Below are 23,656 nucleotides of genomic sequence, written 5' to 3' on the forward strand. Positions count from 1 at the left end.
CCTGGTTTGGCTATCAGAGCCTGCCGAGGAGCAGGAACTCCATGAGCGCCTTCTGCGCGTGCAGGCGGTTCTCGGCCTCGTCCCACACCACCGACTGCGGGCCGTCGATGACCTCGGCCTGCACTTCCTCGCCGCGGTGGGCGGGCAGGCAGTGCATGAAGAGGGCGTCGGGCTGGGCCGCGCGCATCATTTCCTCGTCGACGCACCAGTCGGCAAAGGCCTTGCGGCGCGCCTCGTTCTCAGCCTCGTAGCCCATGCTGGTCCAGACGTCGGTGGTGACGAGGTCGGCGCCGCGGCAGGCTTCCATCGGGTCCTTGAAGACCTTGTAGCTGTCGCCCGAGCGGATGCCGGCGATCGACTGGTCCACCTCGTAGCCGCTGGGCGTGCTCACGTGCACCGTGAAGCCCAGGATCTCGGCCGCCTGCAGCCAGGTGTTGGCCATGTTGTTGCCGTCGCCGACCCACGCGACCGTCTTCCCCTTCAGGCAGGAAAGCACGTCGCCTCCGGAACCGTGGGAACCGCGGTGCTCGATGTAGGTGAAGATGTCCGCCAGGATCTGGCAGGGATGGAACTCGTTGGTCAGGCCGTTGATGACGGGCACGCGCGAATGCGCGGCGAAGGCGTCGATCTTGGTCTGCTCGTAGGTGCGGATCATCACCAGGTCGACCATGCGGCTGATGACCTTGGCGCTGTCCTCGATGGGCTCGGCGCGGCCGAGCTGGCTGTCGCCGGTGGTCAGGTGCACCACGCTGCCGCCGAGCTGGTACATGCCGGCCTCGAAGCTCACGCGGGTGCGCGTGCTGGCCTTCTCGAAGATCATGGCCAGCGTGCGGTCGACCAGCGGCTGGTGCTTTTCGTAGGTCTTGAACTTCTTCTTGATGATCGCCATGCGATCGAAGAGGTAGGCGTACTCGTCGGCGGTGAAGTCGGCGAACTGCAGGTAGTGCCGTATGGGGTTCGCGGTGGCGGTCGTCATTGGGGGGCGGGCTCCGACAGGAAGGCTTTGACGATGGGCGCGAGGATGGCGACGATCTCGTCGGCCTCGGCAATGCTCAGGATGAGCGGCGGCACGAGGCGGATCACCTTGTCGGCCGTCACGCTCAGCAGCAGGCCGGCGTCGCAGGCGCGGTTGAGGATCACGCCGCAGGGACGGTCGAGCTCGATGCCGATCATCAGGCCCTGGCCGCGGATTTCCTTCACGCCGGGCAGGCCGCCGAGTTCGCGCTCCAGCGCGGCCTTCAGGTGGGCGCCCACTGTGGCGGCGTTTTCGAGCAGCTTGTGCTCTTCCATGATGCGGATGGTTTCGACGCCGGCGCGCATGGCGAGCGGGTTGCCGCCGAAGGTGGTGCCGTGGTTGCCCGGGCCGAAGATGTTGGCGGCCTTGGGGCCGGCCACCACGGCGCCGATCGGCACGCCCGAGCCCAGGCCCTTGGCCAGCGGCATCACGTCGGGCTTGATGCCCGCCCACTGGTGGGCGAACCACTTGCCGGTGCGGCCCATGCCGCACTGCACCTCGTCGATCATCATGAGCCAGTCGCGCTCGTCGCACAGCTGACGCACCTGCTTGAGGTATTCCCAGCGCATCGGGTTGATGCCGCCTTCGCCCTGGATGGTTTCGAAGAACACGGCGACCACGTTCGGGTTGCCTTCGGTGGCCTTCTTCAGCGCCTCGATGTCGTTCAGCGGCACGCGGATGAAGCCCTCGACCAGCGGGCCGAAGCCGGCCTGCACCTTGGGATTGCCGGTGGCCGAGAGGGTGGCGATGCTGCGGCCGTGGAAGGCGGCTTCGTAGACGACGATCTCGGGGCGCTCGATTCCCTTGTCGTGGCCGTACTTGCGGGCCAGCTTCAGGGCGGCTTCGTTGGCCTCGAGGCCGGTACAGCAGAAGAAGGCGTTGGTGAGGCCCGAAATTTCGGTCAGCTTGGTGGCGAGCTGTTCCTGGCCGGTCACGTGGTAGTAGTTGGAGCTGTGGATCAGCTTGGTCAGCTGGTCCTGCAGGGCGGGCACCAGCTCGGGATGGTTGTGGCCCAGCGTGTTCACCGCGATGCCGCCGAGGCCGTCGAGGTAGGCCTTGCCCGCGGTGTCCCAGACTCGGCAACCCTGACCGTGCGACAGTGCGATCGGCAGGCGACCGTAGGTGTTCATGACGTGGGGCGAGGTGGGCTGGGCGGTAGCGCTCATTCGGGTTCTCCAGATAGGGAAGGCGGATTCTAGGCGCGCGGTTTGACGGCTTCGTTGAGGATTCCGCATTACAGCAATGCCCCATGTTCAGGATGCAAAAAGGGGCGCGGATAGAATCGCTTGCTGCACCGCAGCACCTGCTCCGGTCGCCTCATTCAACGATGATTTCCCCCACAGCCAAAGAAATCTTCATCCAGGGCATCACCAAGGATGGACGGACCTTTCGCCCCAGCGATTGGGCCGAGCGTCTGGCCGGCGTGATGTGCTCCTTCCGCCCGGGCGGCGCCTATCCGGGCAGTCACCTGAGCTATTCGCCCTGGTGCATCCCGACGACCATCAACGGCGTGAAGTGCGTGGTCGTGAACCGCGCCCTGCGCGACGCCGAACCGATGGCCTGGGACTTCTGCGTGAACTTCGCCAGGGACAACGACCTGCAGGTAGCCGAAGCCTGTCTCGTGCCCGACGCACCCATCCCCCCGAAAAAGGCCTGACAGGCCTTTTTCTTTGCCTGTCTGCCTGCTTTTTGGCCCGGCGCCCGGTTCACGAAGCGAACGGGCATGAAAAAACCGCCCGAAGGCGGTTTTTCACTTTGCTGCAGCGCACCCCGATCAAACGGCGGACCGGAGGATTCCGGTCCGGGCTTGCTTGACAGGTGTCAGGCGGCGGCCTTTGCAGGCGCGAGGGCGAGGGCCTTGACCTTGGCCGACAGGCGGCTCTTGTCGCGGGCGGCCTTGTTCTTGTGGAAGATGCCCTTGTCGGCGATCGCGTCGACGATGCTCTGGGCCTTCGCGAACAGTTCGCTTGCCTTGGTCTTGTCGCCAGCCAGAACAGCCTTTTCGACGTTCTTGACAGCGGTACGGTACTTGGAGCGCAGCGAGGTGTTCGCAGCGTTCAGCTTGGTGTCCTGGCGGACGCGCTTACGGCCGGAGGCGAGGCGCGGGTTCTTTTTCTTGGGCTTGGCGGATGCCATGATTTATGTCCTTAGGTGTCTGAGGATGATGCAGCAAAGCCCTCCATTATAGGCCGGGTCGGCTTTTCCGGCGAATCCGGCCGTTTCGAGCCTCCGGCGGGGCCTAAACTCGGCCCCCGTGTCCCTGCTCAAATCCGCCTCAACCGTCTCCCTGCTGACCCTCGCCTCGCGGATCACGGGCCTCGTTCGCGACGTGCTTTTCGCCTCGGTTTTCGGCGTCAGCGCGCTCACCGACGCCTTCAACGTCGCATTCCGCATCCCGAACCTGTTCCGGCGGGTCTTCGGCGAAGGGGCCTTCAGCCAGGCCTTCGTGCCGGTGCTGGCCGCGCGCAAGACCGAAGCGGGGGACGAGGGCGCCCGGCAGCTCATCGACCACGTCGCCACGCTGCTGACCTGGACGCTGGTGATCGTCTGCGTGGCCGGCGTGGCCGGCGCGCCGCTGCTGGTCTGGGCCATGGCCAGCGGGCTGCCCGGTTTCGACGCGGCGGTGGTCATGACGCGCTGGATGTTCCCGTACATCGGCTTCATGTCGCTGGTGGCGCTGGCGGGCGGCATCCTCAACACCTGGCGCAAGTTCGCGGTGCCGGCGGCGTCGCCGGTGCTGCTCAACGTGGCGCTGATCCTGTCGATCCTGGTCGGGGCGCCGCTTTTCCGGCACTGGGGCATCGAACCGATCTACGCGCAGTGCGTGGGCGTCATGGCCGGCGGCGTGCTGCAGCTGGCCCTGCAGTTTCCCGCCCTGCGCAAGCTGGGGCTGCTGCCGCGCCTGGGCCTGAGCCTGCGGGCGCTGCGCACCGCCTGGACCGACCCGAACACGCGCAAGGTGCTCAAGCTGATGCTGCCGGCGCTGCTGGGCGTGAGCGTGGCGCAGATCTCGCTGCTCATCAACACGCAGATCGCCTCGCATCTCGCGGTGGGCAGCGTGACCTGGATCACCAATGCCGACCGGCTGATGGAGTTCCCGACCGCCATGCTCGGCGTGGCGCTGGGCGTGGTGCTGATGCCGCAACTGGCCGGCGCCCGCGCCGCCAAGGACGACGCGCGCTATTCCTCGCTGCTCGACTGGGGCCTGCGCCTCGTGGTGCTGCTGTCGGCACCCTGTGCCATCGCCTTGCTGCTGTTCGCGAAGCCGCTGGTGGCGGTGCTCTTCCACAACGGCGCCTACAACGGCGAGGACGTGGGCCGGACCACCGTGGCGCTGATGGGCTACGGCGTCGGCCTCGTCGGCATCGTGGCCGTGAAGGTGCTCGCGCCGGGCTACTACGCCAAGCACGACACCCGCACGCCGATGCTGATCGCAGTGGGCGTGCTGGTGCTGACGCAGATCCTCAACGTGTTCCTGGTGCCGGTGCTGCAGCACGCGGCGCTCACGCTGACCATCGCCATCGGCGCGCTGGTCAACGCGGCGTGGCTGCTGGTCGGGCTGATCCGCCGCGGCAGCTACAAGCCCGAGCCGGGGTGGGGCAGGTTCGCTCTGCAGGTGATCGCCGGCACGGCGGTGCTCGCGGGCCTGCTGGTGTGGGGCTCGGCGCATTTCGACTGGGTCGCCCTGCGCGAGCAGCGCTTGCTGCGCATCGGCCTGCTGGCCGCACTGGTCGCCGGCTCGGCGCTGCTCTACTTCGGCGTACTGGCGGCGGTCGGCGTTCGGCTGCGCAGCTTCGTCCGCCGCTGAAAGCTCGCGCCGGGGCGGTGGCGGCGCTCGCGCAATACGCGTGTGCCCTGCCTTGACGCTCCCTGAATGCTCCTCTACAAAGCCACATGACGTTCAGCTTTCAGGTTCCAACCGCCCTGGAGTATTTCGAATCGCTGGTCCGCAGCGACGACCAGTTTCCGCTGCTCGAGGCCGCCGCCAGCCTGGCCCAGGACGAATACCCCGACCTCGACGTGCAACAGGTGCTGGGCGACGTCGACCAGCTCCTGGCCCGCCTCAAGCGCCGCCTGCCCGCCGACGCGGCGCCCCTGGCCCGGCTGCGCGCCCTGAACCAGTTCTTCTTCAACGACCTGAACTTCGGCGGCAACGTCAACGACTACTACGACCCCGACAACAGCTACCTGAACGCCGTGCTGCGCACCCGCCGCGGCATCCCGATCTCGCTGGCCGTGCTGTGGATGGAGCTGGCGCAGGGCCTGGGCCTGCAGGCGCGCGGCATCGGGTTTCCGGGGCACTTCATGCTCAAGGTGACGCTGCCCAAGGGGCAGGTGGTGATCGACCCGTTCACCGGCAAGTCGCTGTCGCGCGAGGAACTGAGCGAGCGGCTCGAGCCCTACAAGCGCGGCAACGGGCTGGTGGGCGACTTCGACGTGCCGCTGGGCCTGTACCTGCAGCCCGCCAGTTCGCGCGAGATCATCGCCCGCATGCTGCGCAACCTGAAGGAGGTGCATCACGCGCAGGAAGACTGGCAGCGCGTCATCGCCGTGCAGGACCGCCTCATCGCCCTCTTGCCCAGCGCCTGGGGCGAGTACCGCGACCGCGGCGTCGCGCATGCGGAGCAGGGCAACACGGCCCAGGCGGTGCGCGATCTCGAAACCTACCTCGCGAAGGCCGAGGACGCGCTCGACCTCGACGCGATCGCCGAGCGCGTCGCCACGCTGCGCCGCATGGCCAGCTGAATGAAATGAACACCCAGGCCGGCGTGAGCCCGGCGCCCGACCTGGGCACCCTGCATGAATTCCACGGCGTGCAGCCGGTGCTGCCGGTGTCCGACGTCACGCGCGCCGCGCGGTGGTTCCGCGACGTGCTGGGCTTCGAGCTCGACTTCATCGCCGGCGAGCCGCCCAGCTACGCCCGGGTGAAGAAGGGCGACCGCAGCTACGGCGACCCGGTCTACCTGCGGCTGTGGCAGTGCAATGCGCGCGAGGCGAAACCCTGGCGCGGCGAGATCGTGATCCACGTGGGCAAGGACATCGACGGCCTGCACGCCGCCTACGTGAAGCGCGGCGTGACGGTCATCGAGCCGCCGACGTCCCAGCCCTGGGGGCTGCGCGAATTCGCGATCCGCGAACCCGACGGCCATGTGCTGCGCTTCTGCGGCTACCTGCCGTGAATGCCGTGGCCGGGTCGAATTTCTGAAACACAAAATTACAAATAGATCGACGCAGCCGTGTCGATCCGGATTGCGCTCGTCCGACGTGTGAACAGGAGCAGGCAGATTCCGAAGCCGCTTCACCACCATCAACCTTCAGGAGAAACGACATGCGATTCATGATTCTGGTCAAGGCCAACGCCGATTCCGAAGCCGGCGTGATGCCCAACACCGAAATCCTCACCGCCATGGGCAAGTTCAACGAGGAACTGGTCAAGGCCGGCGTGCTGCTGGCGGGCGAGGGCCTGCACCCCAGCTCCAAGGGCGTGCGCGTGCGCTGCGAGGGCCCCACCAGGCGCACCGTCATCGACGGCCCCTTCGCCGAGACCAAGGAACTGCTGGCCGGCTTCTGGCTGTTCCAGTGCAAGTCGAAGGAGGAGGCCATCGAGTGGATCAAGCGCAGCCCTTTCCAGGAAGGCGAGATCGAGATCCGCCAGGTGTTCGAGGCTGCCGACTTCGGCGACTCCATGACCCCCGAGCTGCTCGCCCAGGAAGACCGCCTGCGTGCCGAGACCGAGGCCCGCACCAAGGCCGCCGGCTGAGCCGCGGCCAGCACAACCGAACCCAAGGAGAACCGCCATGCGATTCATGCTGCTGATGATTCCCCACGGCTACGAAACAGCCGCGCCCGGCACCATCCCCGACGACGTCGAGGCGGTGTCGGCCATGATGGCCTACAACGAGTCGCTGCAGAAAGCCGGCGTGCTGATCAGCTGCGACGGCCTGCACCCGCCCTCGATGGGGGCGCGCGTGAGCTTCAGGGGCCGCAAGCCCAAGGTCGTCGACGGCCCCTTCGCCGAGGCCAAGGAGGTGCTGGGCGGCTTCTGGATCATCGACGTGCCCTCGCGCGCCGCCGCCATCGAATGGGCCAGCCGCTGCCCCGGCGGCGACAACGAGGTCATCGAGGTGCGCCAGATCCAGGAGATGGACGACTTCCCGGCCGACGTGCAGGCGGTGGCCGGCGAATTCACCTCGATGCAGACGGTGAAGAAGACGGACGCATGAGCCACGGCGAGGGCCGCGCGGACACCGCCGCCATCCACCGCACCATCGAGGCGGTGTGGCGCATCGAGTCCGCGAAGATCATCGCCACCGTCGCGCGCATGGTGCGCGACGTGGGCCTGGCCGAGGAACTGGCCCAGGACGCGCTGGTCTCGGCCCTTGAGCAATGGAGCGAATCGGGCGTGCCCGACAACCCCGCCGCCTGGCTCACGGCCGTGGCCAAGCGCCGCGCGCTCGACCGCCTGCGCCACCTGCAACTGGCCGAGCACAAGGCCGGCGAGATCGGCCGCGAAATCGACGCGCAGCACGAGATGGCGCAGGACGATTTCGCCGAGGCGGTCGATGCCGCGCTCGACGACGACATCGGCGACGACCTGCTGCGCCTGGTGTTCACCGCCTGCCATCCCGTGCTGTCGACCGAGGCCCGCGTGGCGCTCACGCTGCGGGTGATGGGCGGCCTGACCACAGACGAGATCGCGCGTGCCTTCCTCGTGCCCGAGGCCACGGTGGCGCAGCGCATCGTGCGTGCCAAGCGCACGCTGGCCGAAGCGCGCGTGCCCTTCGAGGTGCCGCGCCGGCACGAGCTCGAAGCGCGGCTTGCCTCGGTGCTGGAGGTGATCTACCTGGTCTTCAACGAGGGCTACTCGGCCACCGCCGGCGACGACTGGATGCGCCCCACGCTCTGCGAGGAAGCGCTGCGCCTGGGCCGCATCGTGGCCGAGCTGGTGCCGAAGGAATCGGAAGTGCACGGGCTGGTGGCGCTGATGGAAATCCAGGCCTCGCGCACGGCCGCGCGCATGGGGCCCTCGGGCGAGCCGGTGCTGCTGCTGGAGCAGAACCGCGCGCGCTGGGACCAGATGCTGATCCGCCGCGGCCTCGCTGCGCTCTCGCGTGCCGAGTCGCTGGGCGGAGCGCTCGGTCCCTACGCGCTGCAGGCCGCCATCGCCGCCTGCCACGGCCGGGCGCGTACCGCCGACGAAACCGACTGGGGCCGCATCGCCGCGCTGTACGACGCGCTGGCCGAGCTCACGCCGTCGCCCATCGTCGAGCTCAACCGCGCGGTGGCGCTGTCGATGGCCTTCGGTCCGGCGGCCGGGCTGGAGGTGGTCGACGCACTGCTGGACGAGCCCTCGCTCAAGAGCTATCACCTGCTGCCGACCGTGCGCGGCGACCTGCTCTTCAAGCTGGGCCGGCGCGACGAGGCGCGCAGGGAGTTCGACCGCGCCGCGACGCTCACGCGCAACACCCGCGAGCGCGCGCTGCTGCTTGCACGCGCCAGGGCCTGTACCCAGCCGGCGAGCTGAACGGCATCTGAAGCATTCGAGGGCCGCGCGGGAGCAGAATGCGCAGCCATGCTGCGTTCCCCCTCCCTCCAGCGCCTGTGCGCCTCCGGCCTCGTCATGCTGTCGGCCGTTCCGGCGCAGGCGCAATTCGATCCCTCCAAGGCATGGGTCGAACCGCCCGTTATTGCCGCGCGCTTTCCCGATCCGCCGGTGAGCTACGCCACGCCGGGCTTTCGCGCCGGGCGCACCGACTTTCCCTCGCATGCCGAAGTGCTCGCCTTCCTGGACGAGCTGGCGCGCCAGTCGCCGAACGTGCGCATCGAGCGCCTGGGCCAGTCGCAGCAGGGGCGCGAGATGCCGCTGGTGGTGCTGGCGGAGCAGGGGCGCATCGATCCGGCCCGGCCTACCGTGATGGTGATCGGCCAGCAGCACGGCAACGAACCGGCCGGCGGCGAGGCGGTGCTGGCACTTGCGCAGCAGTTCGCGACCGAACCGGGCTCGGCGCTGTTGAAGAAGGTCAACCTCGTATTGATTCCGCGCGGCAACCCCGACGGCGCCGAACGCTTCACCCGCGTCACCGCCAACGGCATCGACGTGAATCGCGACCACCTGTTGCTGCGCACGCCCGAGGCGCGCGTAATTGCGGCGGCCACCCTGCGCTACGCGCCGCAGGTGGTGCTCGACCTGCACGAGTTCACCGTCGGCGGCCGCTGGATCGACAAGTTCGGCGCCGTCATGAAGTACGACGGCCTGCTGCAGCCCGCCACCGTGGGCAATCTCGACGCCGCCATTGCCACCAGCGCGCAGCGCGACTACGTCGATGCCATCCAGGCCGCCTTCGCGCAGGCCGGATTGCAGGGCTTCAAGTACCACACCACCTCCGGCGGCAAGGCGGACGACCGCACAGTGTCGATGGGCGGCGTGCAGCCCGACACCGGCCGCAACGTGAGCGCGCTGCACCAGGCCGTGAGCCTGCTGCTCGAAGTGCGTGGCGTGGGGCTCGGGCGCGCGCACTTCGCGCGTCGCGTGCACACGCAGGTGCTGGCGGCCACCACGGTCATCGAGACGGCAGCGAAGCAGGGGCCGGCGCTGATGCAGCTTACCGCGCAGGCCGGCCAGCGCGCCAAGGCCGATGCCTGCCGTGGCGAGCTGGTGGTCGAGGCCTGGCAGACACCGACGCGGCAGCGGCTCGATTTCCTCGATGCCAAGACCGGCGAGGACAAGGCGGTCGACGTCGACTGGCGCGCCGCCGAGCCGCTGAAGATCGTCAATGCGCGGCCGCGCCCCTGCGGCTACCTGCTCGCGGCCAGCGAGACCGTGGCCGTGCAGCGGCTGCAGATGCTGGGCGTGCGCGTGGAACGCATCGACAGCGCGGCGCCGTGGTCGGTGGAGCGCTACGAAATCCTCTCGCAGACCGACGGCCAGCGGCAGGATGCGCGCGGCGCCATCGAGGACGGCGAGGCCATCCGCAGCTTCCGGGTGCGGCTGCGCCATGGCCGCGCGGTGGTACAGCCGGGCAGCTTCTACGTGTCGCTGGCGCAGCCGCTGTCGCCGCTGGTCAGCGCGGCGCTGGAGCCCGATTCGCAGAACAGCTATGCGGCCAACCGGCTGCTGGAAGTCGGCGACGACAGGCTGCTGCGCGTGCCGGGGCCAACGCCCACGGGCGTCTGGCACTGAGCGGCGTCAGGCGCGGGAAGACGATCCCGCTTCCGAAGGCGATCCCGGCAGCCCGAACTGGTGCCATGCGCGGCGCAGCTGCGTGTCGGAGCCGAAGCCCGACTGTTCCGCCGCCCGCGTGACGCTGGCGCCCGAGGCCAGCGCCAGTTGCGCCGTCGCGAGCCGCAGCCGCCGCAGGTAGGCCAGCGGCGCGACGCCCGCGTGCTCGACAAAGAGCCGTGTGAGATGCCGCGCCGAGGTATGCGCCACCTCGGCCATGCGCGGCACGCTCCAGTCGGCCTGCGGCTGCTCGCTGACGGCGTCCTGCACGCGATGCAGCGCGGCATGCAGGTGGTTGCGGTAGGCGAGGAAGGGCGACAGCTCCGGGTCCTGCGGGCCGCGGCGCAGCGCCACCACCATGGTCTGCGCGACCTGCGCCGCGAGCGCTTCGCCGCACAGCCCGGCGATGCGGTGGAGGATCAGGTCTACGCCGGTGGTCACGCCCGCGCTGCTGTAGAGCGGCGGATCGATCACGAACACGCGGTTGCTCACCACGTCGCAGCGCGGCTCCACCTCGCGCAGTTCGCCCAGGTGATGGTGATGCGTGGTGGCGCGCCGTCCCGCCAGCGCCCCGGCGTGCGCGGCCAGCACGGCGCCGGCGCAGACCGTCACCAGCTCAAGCCGGTCGCGCTCGAAGCGCAGGCCGCGCAGCCAGTGCAGCAGGTCCTGCGTCTCGGGGTTGTCGATGGTGATGGCGTCGCCGGGCAGGCCGACCAGCACGACCCAGCCGGGGCCGTCCCATGTGGTCGGCAGCGGCGAGAGCCCGGCCAGCGCCACGCCCACCGAGCCCATGGCCGTCGGCCGGGGGCTGGCGAACTCGATGGCGAAGCGCTCGGGCTGGCCCATGGCGCGCAGCCGCTGGTTGGCGATGCGCAACGCCTCGGCCGGGCCGGCCCAGTCGAGCACGAGGCTGCCGGGCAGAAGGACGAAGACTACGCGGATGGGGGCTGGCCGGGGTTGCGGTTCCATTCGTAGTCCATCTGGCGCGCGGTGCGCTCGGCGAGCTCCAGCCCGGCCAGCCGCTCGACGAGATGCAGGCTCATGTCGATGCCGGCGCTGATGCCCGCGGAGCTGACGATGCGGCCGTTGTCCACCCAGCGCACGCCCTCGCGCACGTCGAGCGAGGGGAAGCGTTCGCGCAGCTCGGCGATGTCTTCCCAGTGGGTGGTGACAGAGTCGTTCGACACCACGCCGCTTTCGGCAAGCAGGAAGGCGCCGGTGCAGACCGAGGCGACGATCTTCGCGCGGGCAGCCTGATCGGCTATCCAGCGCAGCGTGTCGGGGCTGGCGATCGGCGCGTCGACCACGCCGCCGGGGACGATCAGCACGTCGGCCGCCGGGCTGTCGGCCAGCGTGTGGTTGGCCAGCAACTGCAGGCCGGCGCGCGCCTGCACGGGCTGGCCGCGCTGCGCATGGGCCGCCGAGACGACATCGAACGGCGCTGTCGTGCCCGGCCGCATCCGCTGGCTGACCCGGCTCGCGGTGGTGAACACCTCGAAGGGGCCTGCGAAGTCCAGCGCTTCGACGCCGTCGAAGGCGAGGATCAGCACGCGCAAGGCCATGCCGTTCACGCCACGGCCCGTTCGAGCGCCTGCGTCACGGTGCAGACAGTGGCGAAGCGGCCATGCAGCACGGCGGCCGTGCGGGCCTTGATGTCGGCGGCGGCGAGCGGGCTGCCGTCGGGGTGCTTCATGTCGAAGGTGAGGGTGGCGTCGGTGACGTAGTCGACCTCCCAGCCCAGGTCCGAGGCATGGCGGGTGGTGGTCTCGCAGCACTGCTCGGTGCGGATGCCGCTCACGATCAGCCGGCCGATGCCGTTCTGCGTGAGCCACACGTCCAGCCCGCTGTTGACCAGCGCGCTGTGGCGGTGCTTGGTGAAGGTGGCGGCCGCGTCGAAGGCGGCAATGCCGCCGATGGGGCGCACATGGCCCGATTCGACCGCGAAGGGGTTGCTGGCATCGGAGGGCTCGTCGGTGTGGAAGACCCGCACGATCGGCAGGCCGGCGGCGGCGCAGCCTTCGATCAGCGCGTTCTGCGCGGCGAAATAGCGGGCCGCCTGGCTTTCGTTCCAGTAGGCGCGCTGGCGGAACGACTCCTGGGCGTCGATCACAATCAGACAGGTTTTCATGGCGGGGCTCGCGGGCGAAGGCGGAGTGGATGATGCCGCCTATTCTTCTGGCCCGCCAGCCGTCGGTCCGCTCACGGTCGGACCGGAATCGATCAGATTCGGACTTCGGGAGGCGGCAAAGGCCCCGTCAGACCAGCCGAGCCGCCTGCAGCTCTTTCTTCAGGTACGCGTAGTACAGCGGCGCCGCCACCAGCCCGGCCGGCCCGAACACCGCCTCGGCCACGAACATCACGGCCAGCAGCTCCCACACGCTCATCTGCGTGCGCGCGCCCACCACCTTGGCGTTGATGACGTACTCGGCCTTGTGGATCACGATCAGGAAGATCAGGCAGGCGGCAGCCGTGACCGGCGACACCGACAGCCCCACCAGCGTGATCACCGAGTTGCAGACCAGGTTGCCCACGATGGGCACCAGCCCCGCGAGGAAGGTGAGGGTGATGAGCGCCGGCGTGTAGGGCAGGTGCGCGTCCCATAGCGGCATGACGAAGAGCAGGAAGATGGCCGTCAGCAGCGTGTTGAAGGCCGCGATCCAGAACTGGGCCGCCACGATCTGGCCGAAGGCCTCGCCGAAGGTCTGCACGCGCTGGTGCAGCTGTTCGGCCAGCGGCAGGCGTCGCACCGGCGCATGCGCCACGGCGGCCAGGCCGCCGACGATCAGGCCCACGTACGAAAAGAGGATGCCGTGCAGCCAGGCGCGTCCGGCCACGGCCAGCGAGCCGGCCTGCGCGCGCAGGTAGTTGGCGATCACGCGCTGCACCTCGGCCGCGCCCTCGGGCAGGTAGACAGCGATCTCGACCGGCAGCTTGGAGCGCAGCTCCAGCACGGTGCGCGCCGTGTAGTCGAGCAGTTCGCGGTACTGGTCGGGCGCGTCGACGATGTATTCGCGGGCCTGCGACAGCCCCAGCGTGACCAGGGCGATGGGGGCCAGCAGCACCAGGGTGACGGCCAGCACGCCGGCCCAGCCGTCGGCGCTTCCGGGCCGTTTGGCCAGTGCCGGAATGCGCTGGAACCCGGAAGCCAGCAGGCGCGAGAACCAGCGCGTGACGAGGAAGCCGATGCACACGCACAGCAGGCCCGGCAGCAGGTGCTCCCACATCACCAGCAGCAGGGTTGCCAGCATCAGCAGGTAGCTGGCGATGGTCACGCCGCGCGAGGCCGCGGGGCGGATGGCGGGGGCCGTCGAAGCGGCTGTGGTGGCGGGCTGCGGCTTGTTGGCCATCCGGTGCGTCGCGTGCTCGGTTCGTCGGTGCTTGTGGACGGAGCCGCCGGCGTTCAGCCGACGACGACGGCCGCGCCTTCGCCGCGCTCGGCGATCGAGCCGATCTCGTACACCGTCTCGCCGGCGGCACGCAGCGTGGCGGCGCAGGCGGCGGCTTCGGCCGCGTCGATGACGACCACCATGCCGATGCCGTTGTTGAAGGTGCGGTTCATCTCGATGTCGTCGATGCCGGCCACCTTCTGCAGCCAGGCGAACAGCTCGGTCTGCGGCCAGCTGCCCTTTTTCAGGTGGGCGGCGGTGCCTTCGGGCAGCACGCGCGGGATGTTCTCGAGCAGGCCGCCGCCGGTGATGTGGGCCAGCGCCTTGATCGGGTGCTTGCCCAGCGCCTCGAGCACCGGCTTCACGTAGAGGTGGGTGGGCTCCATCACGGCTTCGCGGAAGGGCTTGCCGTCGAGGGTGGCGGGCAGGTCGGAGCCTGCGCGCTCGATCACCTTGCGCACCAGGCTGAAGCCGTTGGAATGCACGCCGGCCGAGGCCAGGCCCAGCACCACGTCGCCGGGCTTGACGTTCTGGCCCGTGAGGATCTTCGATTTCTCGACCGCGCCGACCGCGAAGCCCGCCAGGTCGTATTCGCCGGCCGGGTACATGCCGGGCATTTCGGCGGTTTCGCCGCCGATCAGCGCGCAGCCCGAGAGCTCGCAGCCGCGGGCGATGCCGCCGACGACCGCCGCGGCGGTGTCCACGTCGAGCTTGCCGCAGGCGAAGTAGTCGAGGAAGAAGAGGGGCTCGGCGCCCTGCACGAGCACGTCGTTGACGCTCATGGCCACCAGGTCGATGCCGACCGTGTCGTGCATGTTCCATTCGAAGGCCAGCTTGAGCTTGGTGCCCACGCCGTCGGTGCCGCTGACCAGCACGGGTTCCTTGTAGCGCTTTGGCACCTCGAACAGCGCGCCGAAGCCGCCGATGCCGGCCAGCACGCCTTCGCGCAGGGTCTTCTTGGCCAGCGGCTTGATGCGGTCGACCAGGGCGTCGCCTGCATCGATGTCGACGCCGGCGTCCTTGTAGCTGAGCGGGGTGGGCGTGGAGGAAGTCATGGGTGGTCGAGGTCGGGAGGGACGCAAAGAGTGGGGGCGGAAGGGGCGCCGGTAACCATGGTGGCCGGGCCGATAGAATTCCTGATGATTTTAAGGGCCCTCGCGGCCCCCTCCATGAACCTTCCCGGGATGAAACAGCTCGCGCTCGATATCGGCATTGCGACGGGCCCCAGCTTCGACGCCTTTTTTGCCGGCCCCAACGAGGCGGCGCTGCGCCACCTGCAAGTGTGGGTGGGCAGTGCCGGCAGCCCCGCGCTGCACTCGCCGGTGCCCACCTACCTGTGGGGCGACGGCGGCAGCGGCAAGACCCATCTGCTCGAATCGGTGCGCGTCGCACTGGGCGAGCAGGGCGCCAGCGTGGGCTGGCTGCACGCCGGCCTGCTGGAGCCCCCCGAGTTCGACGAGCGCTGGGGCGCCGTCCTGCTCGACGACGTGCACCTCTACACCGCCGTGCAGCAGCACGCGGCCTTCAACTGGTTCGTCAACGCCCAGACGCTGCAGCGCGGCGTGGTCGCCGCCGGCGCATTGCCGCCGGCCGACCTGCCGCTGCGCGAGGACCTGCGCACCCGCCTCGGCTGGGGCCACGTGTTCCACATGCAGGTGCTGAGCGAAAGCGAACGCCGCGCGGTGCTGCGCCAGGCGGCCGACGCGCGCGGCGTGATGCTGTCGGACGACGTGCTCGACTACATGCTGCACCGCTTCAGCCGCGACCTCGGCAGCCTGATGGAGCTGCTCACGCAGCTCGACGGCTACGCCCTGCAGACGCAACGCGCGATCACCATTCCGCTGATCCGCTCCATGCTCGAGAACGAATAAAAGAGCGAACAAGGCTTCCAACCAACAATGATCAAGAAATTCATCGACAAGCTGCTCGGCAAGGGTGCCGGCGGCACGCAGGGCAAGAGCCGTTTCGGCAAGCGCCAGGAGGTGCCGGCCGAAGTCCACGGGATCGATCCGGCCCTGGTCGACGAACGTGCGAAGAACGTGGTCACCACGCTGCAGCAGGCCGGCTACGAGGCCTACGTGGTGGGCGGCGCGGTGCGCGACCTGCTGCTGGGCCTGCGCCCCAAGGACTTCGACGTGGCCACCAACGCCACGCCGGAGCAGGTGAAGTCGCTGTTCCGCCGCGCCTTCATCATCGGGCGGCGCTTCCGCATCGTGCACGTGGTGTACGGCCGCGGGCGCGAGCACGAGGTGATCGAGGTCTCGACCTTCCGCGCCTACATGGACAATGCCGCGGCCGAGCAGGTGGCGGGCAACGAGCGCACCAGCAAGGGCGAGCTCGCGAGCATGAAGCACGCGGTGGACGCCAGCGGCCGCGTGCTGCGCGACAACGTCTGGGGCCCGCAGGAAGAAGACGCCGCCCGTCGCGACTTCACCGTGAACGCTATGTACTACGACCCGGCCAACCAGGTCGTCGTGGACTATCACAACGGCATCAAGGACGCCCAGAAGCTCACGCTGCGCATGATCGGCGACCCGGCCACGCGCTACCGCGAAGACCCGGTGCGCATCATCCGGGCCATCCGCTTCTCGGCCAAGCTCGCTGCGCTGGGCTTCAAGCTCGAGGCAAAGACGGCCGCTCCGCTGGTCGAGTCGACCAAGCTGCTGGCCGACGTGCCGCAGAGCCGCCTGTTCGACGAGATGCTCAAGCTGCTGCAGACCGGCCATGCCATCGCGACGGTCGAGCAGCTGAAGAAGCTCGGCCTCGCCCGCGGCATCTATCCGCTGCTCGACGTGGTGGTGGAGCGCGCCGACCAGCCTTTCGTGAAGGCCGCCCTGCAGGACACCGACCGCCGCGTGAGCGAGGGCAAGCCCGTGGCGCCCAGCTTCCTTCTGGCCTGCGTGCTGTGGGCCGACGTGCGCGACGGCTGGGCCCAGCGCCAGGAAGGCCGCAACGGCCAGCGCCCGCAGCCGCCGTTCCCGGCGCTGCAGGATGCCATCGACGACGTGTTCAACGCCCGCATCGGCGACGTGTCGGGTCGCGGAAAGCTAGCCGCCGACATGCGCGAGATCTGGATGATGCAGCCGCGCTTCGACAAGCGCACCGGCTCCACGCCCTACAGCCTGGTCGAGCAGGCGCGTTTCCGCGCGGCCTTCGACTTCATGCGCCTGCGCGCCGACGTGGGCGAGGTGGGCGAGGCCATCGCCGAGTGGTGGCAGGAGTTCAGCACCTCCGACGACGCCCGCCGTACCGACCTGCTGGAGCAGGTGCGCGAGGAGCAGAAGGTGCGCCAGCGCGTGCGGGTGCGCGAGACGCCCCAGTCCCCGAAGCCGCCGAAGCCCCATGGGGAGCCGGCAGGGCGCCGCGCCGCGGATCCGGGCCGGAACGACGATGTCGAGGTCGAAACCCTGGCTGTGCCTCCAGACGGCGAAGCCATGGCGCCGCGCAAGCGCCGGCGCCGCCGCAAGCCGCGTCCAGGAGGCGGTGGTGAGGGCGGCGGGAGCGCCGCAGACGCATGAACAAGCCTGATCGGCCCAAGGGCGACGGCAGGAAGAGCGGCCCGCGGCCCGCTCCGGCAGGCAAGCGCGCGGCACCCGCGAAGCGGGCCCAGGCCCGGCCTTCCGGAGGCGGCCAGGCCATGCGCCGTTCGAAGGAGGACTACCCGACCGTGCAGGCCTTCGTCGCCATCGGCGCCAACCTGGGCGACGCCCAGGCGGCGGTGAAGGCGGCCATGGACGCCATCGGCACCATCGAGCGCACCGTGGTCACCGCGCGTTCGTCGCTCTACCGCAGCGCGCCCGTCGAATCTTCGGGGCCCGACTACATCAATGCCGTCGTGGCGGTGCGGACCGGCCTGACCGCGGAGGCTTTTCTTTCCGAGCTGCAGCTGCTCGAGGACCAGGCCGGGCGCGAGCGGCCTTTTCCCAACGCACCGCGCACGCTCGATCTCGACCTGCTGATGCACGGCAACACGGTCAAGGACACGCCGAAGCTGAGCCTGCCGCACCCCCGCATGCGGGAGAGGGCCTTCGTGCTCAAGCCGCTGGCCGAGATCGCTCCCGACAAGGTGCCGCGCGCGGCGCTGGCGCGGGTTTCAGGCCAGGTCATCGAACGCATCCGCGGCTGACCGGCGGCGGGGCGGGAGCCGGGCCCGCCGGCCCGGCTTCGCCCTCCCATTACACTTGCACGGTTTTTCATCACCCTGTCACGCGGATGTGGCAGGCAAGTTCCGAGATCCCAGGAGAGCGCCACATGTTCGGCAAGCTGCTGCCCCGCGAGGGGAATTTTTTTGAGATGTTCAACCAGCACGCCGAGCGCATCGTCGAGGCGGCGCGGGCGTTCGAGCAACTGGTGACCAATTACAGCGACGTGCACCTGCGCGAGCAGTACAACCGCGACGTCGACAACGCCGAGCGCGCTGCCGACCGCGTGACGCACGACGTCAACCGGCTGATCCACAAGACCTTCATCACGCCCATCGATCGCGAGCAGATCCACAAGCTCATCAACACAATGGACGACGTGGCCGACCTGATCCAGGACTCGGCCGAGACCATGGCGCTGTACGACGTGCGCCATATGACCGACGAGATCGTGCGCCTCACCTCGCTGAGCGTGAAGTGCTGCGACCGCCTGAAGGACGCCGTCAAGTTCCTGGGCCGTATCGCCGACCCGGCCGTGGCCGAGGCCACGCTGAAGACCTGCGAGGAAATCGACCGCCTCGAGTCCGACGCCGACCGCGTGATGCGCAGCGCCATGAGCAAGCTGTTCCGCGAGGAGCCCGACGTGCGCGAGGTGATCAAGCTCAAGGCGATCTACGAGCTGCTCGAGACGATCACCGACAAGTGCGAGGACGTGGCCAACGTGATCGAGGGCATCGTCCTCGAGAATTCGTAAGCGGGCAGCGACCGATGGCAACGGTTCAGGTCGCCCTCTGGGTGGTTGTGGTGCTGGTCGCTCTGGCGATCCTGTTCGACTTCATGAACGGATTCCACGACGCCGCCAATTCGATCGCGACGGTGGTGTCCACCGGGGTTCTCAGGCCGGGGCAGGCCGTGGTCTTCGCGGCCTTCTTCAACCTGATCGCGATCTTCATCTTTCATCTGAGCGTGGCCGCCACGGTGGGCAAGGGCATCGCCCAGCCCGGGGTGGTCGATGTGCACGTGGTGTTCGGCGCTCTCGTGGGCGCCATCAGCTGGAACCTCGTGACCTGGTACTACGGCATCCCGAGCAGTTCGTCGCACGCGCTGATCGGCGGCATCGTGGGCGCAGTGATCGCCAAGACCGGCACCAGCGGGCTCGTGGCCTCGGGCATCTGGAAGACGGTGGCCTTCATCTTCGTCTCGCCGGTGCTGGGCTTCCTGCTCGGGTCGCTGATGATGGTCCTGGTGGCCTGGGGCTTCCGCCGCGCCACGCCCTCGCGCGTGGACCGCTGGTTCCGCCGGCTGCAGCTGGTCTCGGCCGGCGCCTACAGCCTGGGCCACGGCGGCAACGACGCGCAGAAGACCATCGGCATCATCTGGATGCTGCTGATCGCGACGGGTTACGCCTCCTCCAGCGACGCGACGCCCCCGAACTGGGTCATCGTGAGCTGCTACGCCGCGATCGCGCTGGGCACCATGTTCGGCGGCTGGCGCATCGTGAAGACGATGGGCCAGAAGATCACCAAGCTCAAGCCCGTGGGCGGTTTCTGCGCCGAAACGGGCGGCGCGCTGACGCTGTTCCTGGCCACCGCGCTGGGCATTCCGGTGTCGACCACGCACACCATCACCGGCGCCATCGTCGGCGTCGGCTCCGCGCAGCGCGCGAGCGCGGTGCGCTGGGGCGTGGCGGGGAACATCGTGTGGGCCTGGATCTTCACGATTCCGGCTTCGGCGTTCGTGGCGGCGATTGCTTATTGGGTTAGCTGGCAGATCTTCTGAGCCGGCTTTCGTGTCCGGGGCGGCGCCTGAATCGGCGATGGCATACTGCAACAAATTGTCAGTTTCCGAGCCGATTCATTCGTGAGGCGACCGCATGCGCCATCTTGTGCCCGAGAAATCAACAACCGGAATCGCGTGCGCGGTAGAGCGTTACTCGTTCTTCCACGAGACCGTGCACCTCACCGGCCATGCGCTGGGAGACCAGGACGACGTGGCGAGCGTGGCGCTGGTGCTCGGTGATGGCCGGACTTTCCCGATCGCGCAACACCGGCTGCCGAGCCCGGACCTGACACGGCGCTACGGCCAACGCGCCAGCGCATGCCGTTTCGACGAGCTGCTGCGGGTCGGGGCGGACACCCAGTCCCTGTGGCCCGCATCGGTGGTGCTCACCCTGGCCGACGGCCGGACGCACACTGCGTCGATCGATCCCGTCGTCGAGGAGCCCTCCCTCGCACTGATGCAGCGCTTCTTCGGAATGCTCGCTCAGAGGCCGACGGGCCACATGCTGGAGATCGGGTCGCGCATGCGGACGGGCGCGCTCTACACGGGCCACCTTCCGCCAGGCTGGCGGTACACGGGGCTCGACGTGATGGAGGGCCCGAACGTCGACGTGGTCGGCGACGCTCATCAGCTCAGCCGGCTGCTGCCGCTGCAGGAGTTCGATGCCGCCATGTCCTTCGTGGTCTTCGAACATCTGCTGATGCCCTGGAAGGTGGTGCTCGAGATGAACCGTGTCATGCGCGTCGGCGGGCTCGGCCTGGTAATGGCGCCGCAGACCTGGCCGCTGCACGAGGAGCCGTGCGACTACTTCCGTTTCTCCAGGCATGCATGGAAGGCGCTGTTCAACCGCGCGACCGGCTTCGAGATCATCGAGGCGGTGCATGGAACCATGGCGTACGTGGTGCCGCACAACTTCTCGCCGGGGGCCAACTTCGGCGAGCTTCACACCGTGGCGCTGATGTCCTGCGTGCTCTTTCGAAAGGTCGGCGAGACCACGCTCGACTGGCCGGTCGAGATGGACGAGATCGCCGAGGACGTCTACCCCTTCTGAATCGCCGTCCGGCGCGCCAGGATCGACAGCGCCGGTCCAGCCGGGTGGCCGGCTTCCTCGTGCTGGATGTCGATGCGGTCGAAGCCCAGCATGCCGAGCGCGAGAAGCAGGTCTTCGCGCTCCATCCACAGCGGCTCGGCCGCAGCGCTGCCGCAGAAGCGAACGTCGGTGACGGGGCCGTAGGGGCGTCGGTGCAGCCGAACCGTCTCGTCGCGCCAGCGTTTCTCGAGCGTGCCGGTGATCGCGGCACGACGCGGATCGTCGACCGGCATGGCCGTGGCGTCGACGACGTGCGTCCACAGGAACAGCGTGTCGGTCCGGGCGGCCAGCAACTCGAGTAGCCGCAGCGGATCGGCCATGTGATAGAGCACGCCGCTGGCCACGATCAGCGGCCACCGGCGCGCGTCGGATTCGAGAAAGGCGCAGAAATCGCCGAGCAGGAAGCGCGCGTCGCGCAGCCCCATGACTTCCTTGGCGACCAGGCAGCGCAGGTAGGCGTCCTTGTTGGCCTCGATCGCCAGCACCGATCGGGCGCCGGCGTCGAGCAGGAAGCCCGTGTGACTTGCCTCGAGCGGTCCGAGCTCAAGCACGTCGAGGCCCTTCACGCCATCGGTCATCTCCACCAGCCATTTCAGGCGGATGTCGTCGTGCAGCACCACGTTGCCGGCCTGCAGCCTCGAGTCGGCTGGAAACGCCGAAACCCATCTGCCCTTGAACAGGTCCACGGCATGCTGCGGATGGGGCGTCTCGTTGACGTAGCCGAGTTCCACGTCGATGGTCGCGGAGGGCGTGACCGCAGGTGCTGCCGCATGCACCCCGCCGCGCGCCGCTTCCAGGATGGCTTCGCGCGCCAGCGCGCTGCGCTCGGGGATCGGTCCGGCGCCGCCGCGTGACAGCGTGATCATGAATTCGCAGCCCACGCTCTCGTGGAAGAAAGCCTCGCCCATCGAGATCAAACCCATGGTGCGCAGGTCGGCAAGGATCAGCCGCATGCTCGCGGGCGTGAACACCCAGGCATGGCAGTCGACGTAGTCGGAGCCCTTGTTCACGGCGTTCGCATAGCCAGCGAGCGGCGTGCTGGCGAAGGCGATGTGGCCGCCGCCGCTGTCGCCCCAGACCTGCACGCCGTCGCGTGCCGCATTGGAGGCGTAGTGGTCGTACAGCGCGCCGGCGTCATGGCGGCGCTGTTCGCTCAGGTAGGCCCGCAGCAGCTGTCCGGTCGTGCTGACCGGGCGCAGGTAGTCGAAGGTGAACCGGCGATCGGGAATCAGCAGCACCAGGCGGCCCTTTTCGCCGAGCGCGCGTTCGCAGCGCTGCAGGAAATGGATCGGGTCGGGCAGATGCTCGAAGACGTGGCTGGCGAGGATGAAGTCGAAAGAGTCGCCTTCCTCGAGCAACTGCGTGAACTCCCCGCCATCGTCGATGGCGTCGACCGGCTCGATCCTGCGGGTATCGACGCCCATGGCCCCGTACTTGGCGCGCAGCTGGTCCTGGTCGGCATGGTCGATCACGAACACGTCGTAGCCCTCCGACTTGGGAAGGATCGGCGCATAGGAAGCGCCGATCTCGATGCCCTTGTCTGTCTTGGACGTGGTCTGACGGATGTGGCTGCGGAAATCCATGGGGCGACTTGTCTGGAATAGGGCACCGGATCGGGAGGAACAGCTCGCGCCCCGGCAGCAGGGCTATAAACTGTGAAACAAATATTAACCGAGGATTACCGAAAGGGGATTCCATGAGGGGACTGCTCAGGATGCTTCGTGCGATGGCGACCCGCCTCGCGTACCACTCCTACTGCACGGCGACCAAGATCCGCCAGTGGCCCCTGATCCTCCGCGAGCGCCGGCCGGCTTTTCTTTCGGACGAGTCGCAGCGACCGGCCCGGGGCGACGTCTATGCCATCGTCGTCAAGTACGCCAAGTTCGGCCTGGCGCTCGACTTCCTCGATCTGCTGCAGTCGCTGGAGGCTGGCGGAGTCAATGCCATCGTGGTGTGCAACGGCAAGCTCGATGCGGCCTCCCACGCATTGCTGCTGCGCAGCGCGCACCGGGTGCTGGTCCGCAGGAACGTGGGCCGGGACATGGGGGCTTACAGGGCGGCCACCCTGTACCTCGGCGAGCAGGGTTTGGAGCCCGGGCGGATGCTCTACCTGAACGACAGCATCTTCTTCCTCAAGAGCAAGGAGCTCGACGACCTGGTCGAAGCGCTGTGCCAGAGGCGATTCGATGTGACCGGTGCTTTCGAGAACCATGAGAAATCGCACCATGTCGGCTCCTATGCGCTGGCGATGTCGGGCAAGGTCTTCTCGGATCCTGACATCCAGCGGTTCTGGCAGCGCTACCGCCCCTATGACCTGCGACCCCATGCGATCCTGCATGGCGAGGTTGCCCTGTCCGCCTGCCTCAAGCAGGGCGGCTACAGCATCGACGTCATCTACGGCGCCGAGAAGCTGGTGCACCAGCTGAATGCGCTCGATCTCCGGGGGCTGATCGCCCTGACCCAGGTCATGCGGCCGGCATTCAGGCTGCAGCCGCTGGACGGGCTGATGGCGCAGTCGATGGCTGCGCTACGGCTGGTCGAGCCGTTGTCGGTTTCCAGCCAGGCCAGGCCGGCCGCGGCTACTGCAGCGGTCGAGCCCGTCGCCCCCGTTCTCACTGCGTCGGGCACGCCGACGCTGGCCAGCTACCGGGCGAGGCGGGCACAGCTGGCCCAGCAGGCGCCACCGCCTCCCCCGGCTCCCGTCGATGACCAGTCGTTCAAGGTGGCGGAGGCGCTGGCGCGCCGCGCGCTGGTCGACCGGATCATGATGGAGGTGACGCAGGGCAGCCAGATCCACCTCGGCTTCGGGCTCTTCCGCACGCTGATGCGTTGCCCGATCGTCAAGAAGGACTTGATCGCGCGCGACATCTATTTCGAGCACGACTGCGAAATGATCCTGCAGGACGTTGAAAGCGAAATGCGCTCGATGATCGTGCGCGAGATGGTGAACCGGGGGCGGCCGATATTCGCGCAGGGGCGCCTGCGGTTCCTGCTCGACCACGGCCTGGTGTAGGCCGCGCCGCG

General features: G+C 68.5%; 24 protein-coding genes. 15 read left to right on the forward strand and 9 right to left on the reverse strand.

The window, feature by feature from the left end; genetic code table 11:
- Window positions 1-13 precede the first annotated feature (13 nt).
- Together argF and EJP69_RS13140 are read right to left on the reverse strand one after the other, a co-directional pair.
- Window positions 14-976, reverse strand: a complete 963-nt coding sequence (argF, locus tag EJP69_RS13135; protein WP_093307028.1) for an ornithine carbamoyltransferase — start codon at window positions 974-976, stop codon at window positions 14-16.
- Window positions 973-2,181 (reverse strand): aspartate aminotransferase family protein, encoded by a 1,209-nt coding sequence (locus tag EJP69_RS13140; RefSeq protein WP_093198616.1) that lies wholly within the window; start codon window positions 2,179-2,181, stop codon window positions 973-975. Before EJP69_RS13140 ends, argF begins: the two co-directional genes overlap by 4 nt.
- Before the next feature lie 161 nt (window positions 2,182-2,342).
- Between EJP69_RS13140 and EJP69_RS13145 the strand changes: the two genes are divergently transcribed.
- Window positions 2,343-2,672: a DUF3579 domain-containing protein gene (locus EJP69_RS13145; RefSeq protein ID WP_093124243.1), complete on the forward strand. Its 330-nt coding sequence runs from the start codon at window positions 2,343-2,345 to the stop codon at window positions 2,670-2,672.
- A gap of 164 nt (window positions 2,673-2,836) precedes the next feature.
- Here EJP69_RS13145 and rpsT read toward each other — a convergent pair whose 3' ends face one another.
- Window positions 2,837-3,151 (reverse strand): 30S ribosomal protein S20, encoded by a 315-nt coding sequence (gene rpsT, locus EJP69_RS13150; RefSeq protein ID WP_019654625.1) that lies wholly within the window; start codon window positions 3,149-3,151, stop codon window positions 2,837-2,839.
- Between the two features lie 118 nt (window positions 3,152-3,269).
- Here rpsT and murJ point away from each other — a divergent pair, with 118 nt between their 5' ends.
- From murJ to EJP69_RS13185, 7 genes are all read left to right on the forward strand, one after another.
- Complete coding sequence (gene murJ / locus EJP69_RS13155; RefSeq protein WP_126470520.1) at window positions 3,270-4,823, forward strand: murein biosynthesis integral membrane protein MurJ; 1,554 nt, start codon at window positions 3,270-3,272, stop codon at window positions 4,821-4,823.
- An 86-nt stretch (window positions 4,824-4,909) separates the two neighbouring features.
- On the forward strand, window positions 4,910-5,761 hold the full coding sequence (locus EJP69_RS13160) for a SirB1 family protein (protein WP_093198623.1): 852 nt from the start codon (window positions 4,910-4,912) through the stop codon (window positions 5,759-5,761).
- 5 nt (window positions 5,762-5,766) lie between these two features.
- Complete coding sequence (locus tag EJP69_RS13165; RefSeq protein ID WP_093307029.1) at window positions 5,767-6,195, forward strand: bleomycin resistance protein; 429 nt, start codon at window positions 5,767-5,769, stop codon at window positions 6,193-6,195.
- A gap of 149 nt (window positions 6,196-6,344) precedes the next feature.
- Entirely contained in the window at window positions 6,345-6,776 is a 432-nt protein-coding gene (locus EJP69_RS13170) for a YciI family protein (protein ID WP_126470522.1), read from the forward strand.
- A gap of 37 nt (window positions 6,777-6,813) precedes the next feature.
- Window positions 6,814-7,239 carry a YciI family protein gene (locus tag EJP69_RS13175; protein WP_126470525.1) on the forward strand — a complete coding sequence of 142 codons (426 nt, stop codon included), beginning with the start codon at window positions 6,814-6,816 and terminating at the stop codon, window positions 7,237-7,239.
- Window positions 7,236-8,540 carry an RNA polymerase sigma factor gene (locus EJP69_RS13180; protein ID WP_126470527.1) on the forward strand — a complete coding sequence of 435 codons (1,305 nt, stop codon included), beginning with the start codon at window positions 7,236-7,238 and terminating at the stop codon, window positions 8,538-8,540. The genes EJP69_RS13175 and EJP69_RS13180 overlap by 4 nt, the downstream gene beginning before the upstream one ends.
- A 48-nt stretch (window positions 8,541-8,588) precedes the next feature.
- Window positions 8,589-10,196, forward strand: coding sequence for a M14 family metallopeptidase (locus EJP69_RS13185; RefSeq protein ID WP_126470529.1), 1,608 nt, complete (start codon window positions 8,589-8,591; stop codon window positions 10,194-10,196).
- A 6-nt stretch (window positions 10,197-10,202) separates the two neighbouring features.
- Here the strand turns inward: EJP69_RS13185 and EJP69_RS13190 are convergent, their stop codons facing one another.
- From EJP69_RS13190 to purM, 5 genes are all read right to left on the reverse strand, one after another.
- Window positions 10,203-11,204 carry a GlxA family transcriptional regulator gene (locus EJP69_RS13190; protein ID WP_126470531.1) on the reverse strand — a complete coding sequence of 334 codons (1,002 nt, stop codon included), beginning with the start codon at window positions 11,202-11,204 and terminating at the stop codon, window positions 10,203-10,205.
- Window positions 11,168-11,797, reverse strand: a complete 630-nt coding sequence (locus tag EJP69_RS13195) for a DJ-1/PfpI family protein (RefSeq protein ID WP_126471097.1) — start codon at window positions 11,795-11,797, stop codon at window positions 11,168-11,170. Before EJP69_RS13195 ends, EJP69_RS13190 begins: the two co-directional genes overlap by 37 nt.
- Window positions 11,798-11,802: 5 nt before the next feature.
- On the reverse strand, window positions 11,803-12,363 hold the full coding sequence (locus tag EJP69_RS13200) for a cysteine hydrolase family protein (RefSeq protein ID WP_126470533.1): 561 nt from the start codon (window positions 12,361-12,363) through the stop codon (window positions 11,803-11,805).
- Window positions 12,364-12,490: 127 nt separating this feature from the next.
- Window positions 12,491-13,582 (reverse strand): AI-2E family transporter, encoded by a 1,092-nt coding sequence (locus EJP69_RS13205; RefSeq protein WP_170217097.1) that lies wholly within the window; start codon window positions 13,580-13,582, stop codon window positions 12,491-12,493.
- 53 nt (window positions 13,583-13,635) lie between these two features.
- Window positions 13,636-14,676, reverse strand: coding sequence for a phosphoribosylformylglycinamidine cyclo-ligase (gene purM / locus EJP69_RS13210; RefSeq protein WP_093307036.1), 1,041 nt, complete (start codon window positions 14,674-14,676; stop codon window positions 13,636-13,638).
- 129 nt (window positions 14,677-14,805) lie between these two features.
- On the opposite strand from purM, the gene hda reads away from it, so the two are divergent.
- The 6 genes from hda to EJP69_RS13240 all read left to right on the forward strand — a co-directional run bounded on the left by hda (window position 14,806) and on the right by EJP69_RS13240 (window position 20,593).
- Window positions 14,806-15,492 carry a DnaA regulatory inactivator Hda gene (gene hda, locus EJP69_RS13215; RefSeq protein WP_240652132.1) on the forward strand — a complete coding sequence of 229 codons (687 nt, stop codon included), beginning with the start codon at window positions 14,806-14,808 and terminating at the stop codon, window positions 15,490-15,492.
- Window positions 15,493-15,519: 27 nt separating this feature from the next.
- The gene (pcnB, locus tag EJP69_RS13220) at window positions 15,520-17,139 is read left to right on the forward strand and encodes a polynucleotide adenylyltransferase PcnB (protein ID WP_093307037.1); all 1,620 of its coding nucleotides are present in this window, start codon (window positions 15,520-15,522) and stop codon (window positions 17,137-17,139) included.
- Window positions 17,136-17,747: a 2-amino-4-hydroxy-6-hydroxymethyldihydropteridine diphosphokinase gene (gene folK / locus EJP69_RS13225; protein ID WP_338067624.1), complete on the forward strand. Its 612-nt coding sequence runs from the start codon at window positions 17,136-17,138 to the stop codon at window positions 17,745-17,747. The genes pcnB and folK overlap by 4 nt, the downstream gene beginning before the upstream one ends.
- A 125-nt stretch (window positions 17,748-17,872) precedes the next feature.
- Complete coding sequence (locus tag EJP69_RS13230; protein WP_093198661.1) at window positions 17,873-18,517, forward strand: DUF47 domain-containing protein; 645 nt, start codon at window positions 17,873-17,875, stop codon at window positions 18,515-18,517.
- A 14-nt stretch (window positions 18,518-18,531) separates the two neighbouring features.
- Entirely contained in the window at window positions 18,532-19,542 is a 1,011-nt protein-coding gene (locus tag EJP69_RS13235; protein ID WP_093198664.1) for an inorganic phosphate transporter, read from the forward strand.
- 94 nt (window positions 19,543-19,636) lie between these two features.
- On the forward strand, window positions 19,637-20,593 hold the full coding sequence (locus EJP69_RS13240) for a class I SAM-dependent methyltransferase (RefSeq protein WP_126470535.1): 957 nt from the start codon (window positions 19,637-19,639) through the stop codon (window positions 20,591-20,593).
- On the opposite strand, the gene EJP69_RS13245 is transcribed toward EJP69_RS13240, so the two are convergent.
- Window positions 20,581-22,215: a methyltransferase domain-containing protein gene (locus EJP69_RS13245; protein WP_126470537.1), complete on the reverse strand. Its 1,635-nt coding sequence runs from the start codon at window positions 22,213-22,215 to the stop codon at window positions 20,581-20,583. The genes EJP69_RS13240 and EJP69_RS13245 overlap by 13 nt on opposite strands.
- A 143-nt stretch (window positions 22,216-22,358) precedes the next feature.
- Between EJP69_RS13245 and EJP69_RS13250 the strand changes: the two genes are divergently transcribed.
- Window positions 22,359-23,645 (forward strand): rhamnan synthesis F family protein, encoded by a 1,287-nt coding sequence (locus tag EJP69_RS13250; RefSeq protein ID WP_170217098.1) that lies wholly within the window; start codon window positions 22,359-22,361, stop codon window positions 23,643-23,645.
- The last annotated feature ends 11 nt before the right edge of the window (window positions 23,646-23,656 follow it).

This window comes from Variovorax gossypii, assembly GCF_003965815.1.
GTDB classification, from domain to species: domain Bacteria; phylum Pseudomonadota; class Gammaproteobacteria; order Burkholderiales; family Burkholderiaceae_C; genus Variovorax; species Variovorax gossypii.

What these genes read in the sequence shown, in the direction of transcription:
- EJP69_RS13240 (WP_126470535.1), top strand. Translation starts at nt 19,637, where the DNA reads ATGCGCCATCTTGTGCCCGAGAAATCAACAACCGGAATCGCGTGCGCG.
- EJP69_RS13250 (WP_170217098.1), top strand. Translation starts at nt 22,359, where the DNA reads ATGGCGACCCGCCTCGCGTACCACTCCTACTGCACGGCGACCAAGATC.
- folK (WP_338067624.1), top strand. Translation starts at nt 17,136, where the DNA reads ATGAACAAGCCTGATCGGCCCAAGGGCGACGGCAGGAAGAGCGGCCCG.
- EJP69_RS13205 (WP_170217097.1), bottom strand. Translation starts at nt 13,582, where the DNA reads ATGGCCAACAAGCCGCAGCCCGCCACCACAGCCGCTTCGACGGCCCCC.
- EJP69_RS13165 (WP_093307029.1), top strand. Translation starts at nt 5,767, where the DNA reads ATGAACACCCAGGCCGGCGTGAGCCCGGCGCCCGACCTGGGCACCCTG.
- EJP69_RS13175 (WP_126470525.1), top strand. Translation starts at nt 6,814, where the DNA reads ATGCGATTCATGCTGCTGATGATTCCCCACGGCTACGAAACAGCCGCG.
- EJP69_RS13245 (WP_126470537.1), bottom strand. Translation starts at nt 22,215, where the DNA reads ATGGATTTCCGCAGCCACATCCGTCAGACCACGTCCAAGACAGACAAG.
- EJP69_RS13185 (WP_126470529.1), top strand. Translation starts at nt 8,589, where the DNA reads ATGCTGCGTTCCCCCTCCCTCCAGCGCCTGTGCGCCTCCGGCCTCGTC.
- rpsT (WP_019654625.1), bottom strand. Translation starts at nt 3,151, where the DNA reads ATGGCATCCGCCAAGCCCAAGAAAAAGAACCCGCGCCTCGCCTCCGGC.
- EJP69_RS13145 (WP_093124243.1), top strand. Translation starts at nt 2,343, where the DNA reads ATGATTTCCCCCACAGCCAAAGAAATCTTCATCCAGGGCATCACCAAG.
- EJP69_RS13195 (WP_126471097.1), bottom strand. Translation starts at nt 11,797, where the DNA reads ATGGCCTTGCGCGTGCTGATCCTCGCCTTCGACGGCGTCGAAGCGCTG.
- EJP69_RS13170 (WP_126470522.1), top strand. Translation starts at nt 6,345, where the DNA reads ATGCGATTCATGATTCTGGTCAAGGCCAACGCCGATTCCGAAGCCGGC.
- EJP69_RS13190 (WP_126470531.1), bottom strand. Translation starts at nt 11,204, where the DNA reads ATGGAACCGCAACCCCGGCCAGCCCCCATCCGCGTAGTCTTCGTCCTT.
- purM (WP_093307036.1), bottom strand. Translation starts at nt 14,676, where the DNA reads ATGACTTCCTCCACGCCCACCCCGCTCAGCTACAAGGACGCCGGCGTC.
- hda (WP_240652132.1), top strand. Translation starts at nt 14,806, where the DNA reads ATGAAACAGCTCGCGCTCGATATCGGCATTGCGACGGGCCCCAGCTTC.
- argF (WP_093307028.1), bottom strand. Translation starts at nt 976, where the DNA reads ATGACGACCGCCACCGCGAACCCCATACGGCACTACCTGCAGTTCGCC.
- EJP69_RS13140 (WP_093198616.1), bottom strand. Translation starts at nt 2,181, where the DNA reads ATGAGCGCTACCGCCCAGCCCACCTCGCCCCACGTCATGAACACCTAC.
- EJP69_RS13230 (WP_093198661.1), top strand. Translation starts at nt 17,873, where the DNA reads ATGTTCGGCAAGCTGCTGCCCCGCGAGGGGAATTTTTTTGAGATGTTC.
- EJP69_RS13200 (WP_126470533.1), bottom strand. Translation starts at nt 12,363, where the DNA reads ATGAAAACCTGTCTGATTGTGATCGACGCCCAGGAGTCGTTCCGCCAG.
- pcnB (WP_093307037.1), top strand. Translation starts at nt 15,520, where the DNA reads ATGATCAAGAAATTCATCGACAAGCTGCTCGGCAAGGGTGCCGGCGGC.
- EJP69_RS13160 (WP_093198623.1), top strand. Translation starts at nt 4,910, where the DNA reads ATGACGTTCAGCTTTCAGGTTCCAACCGCCCTGGAGTATTTCGAATCG.
- EJP69_RS13235 (WP_093198664.1), top strand. Translation starts at nt 18,532, where the DNA reads ATGGCAACGGTTCAGGTCGCCCTCTGGGTGGTTGTGGTGCTGGTCGCT.
- EJP69_RS13180 (WP_126470527.1), top strand. Translation starts at nt 7,236, where the DNA reads ATGAGCCACGGCGAGGGCCGCGCGGACACCGCCGCCATCCACCGCACC.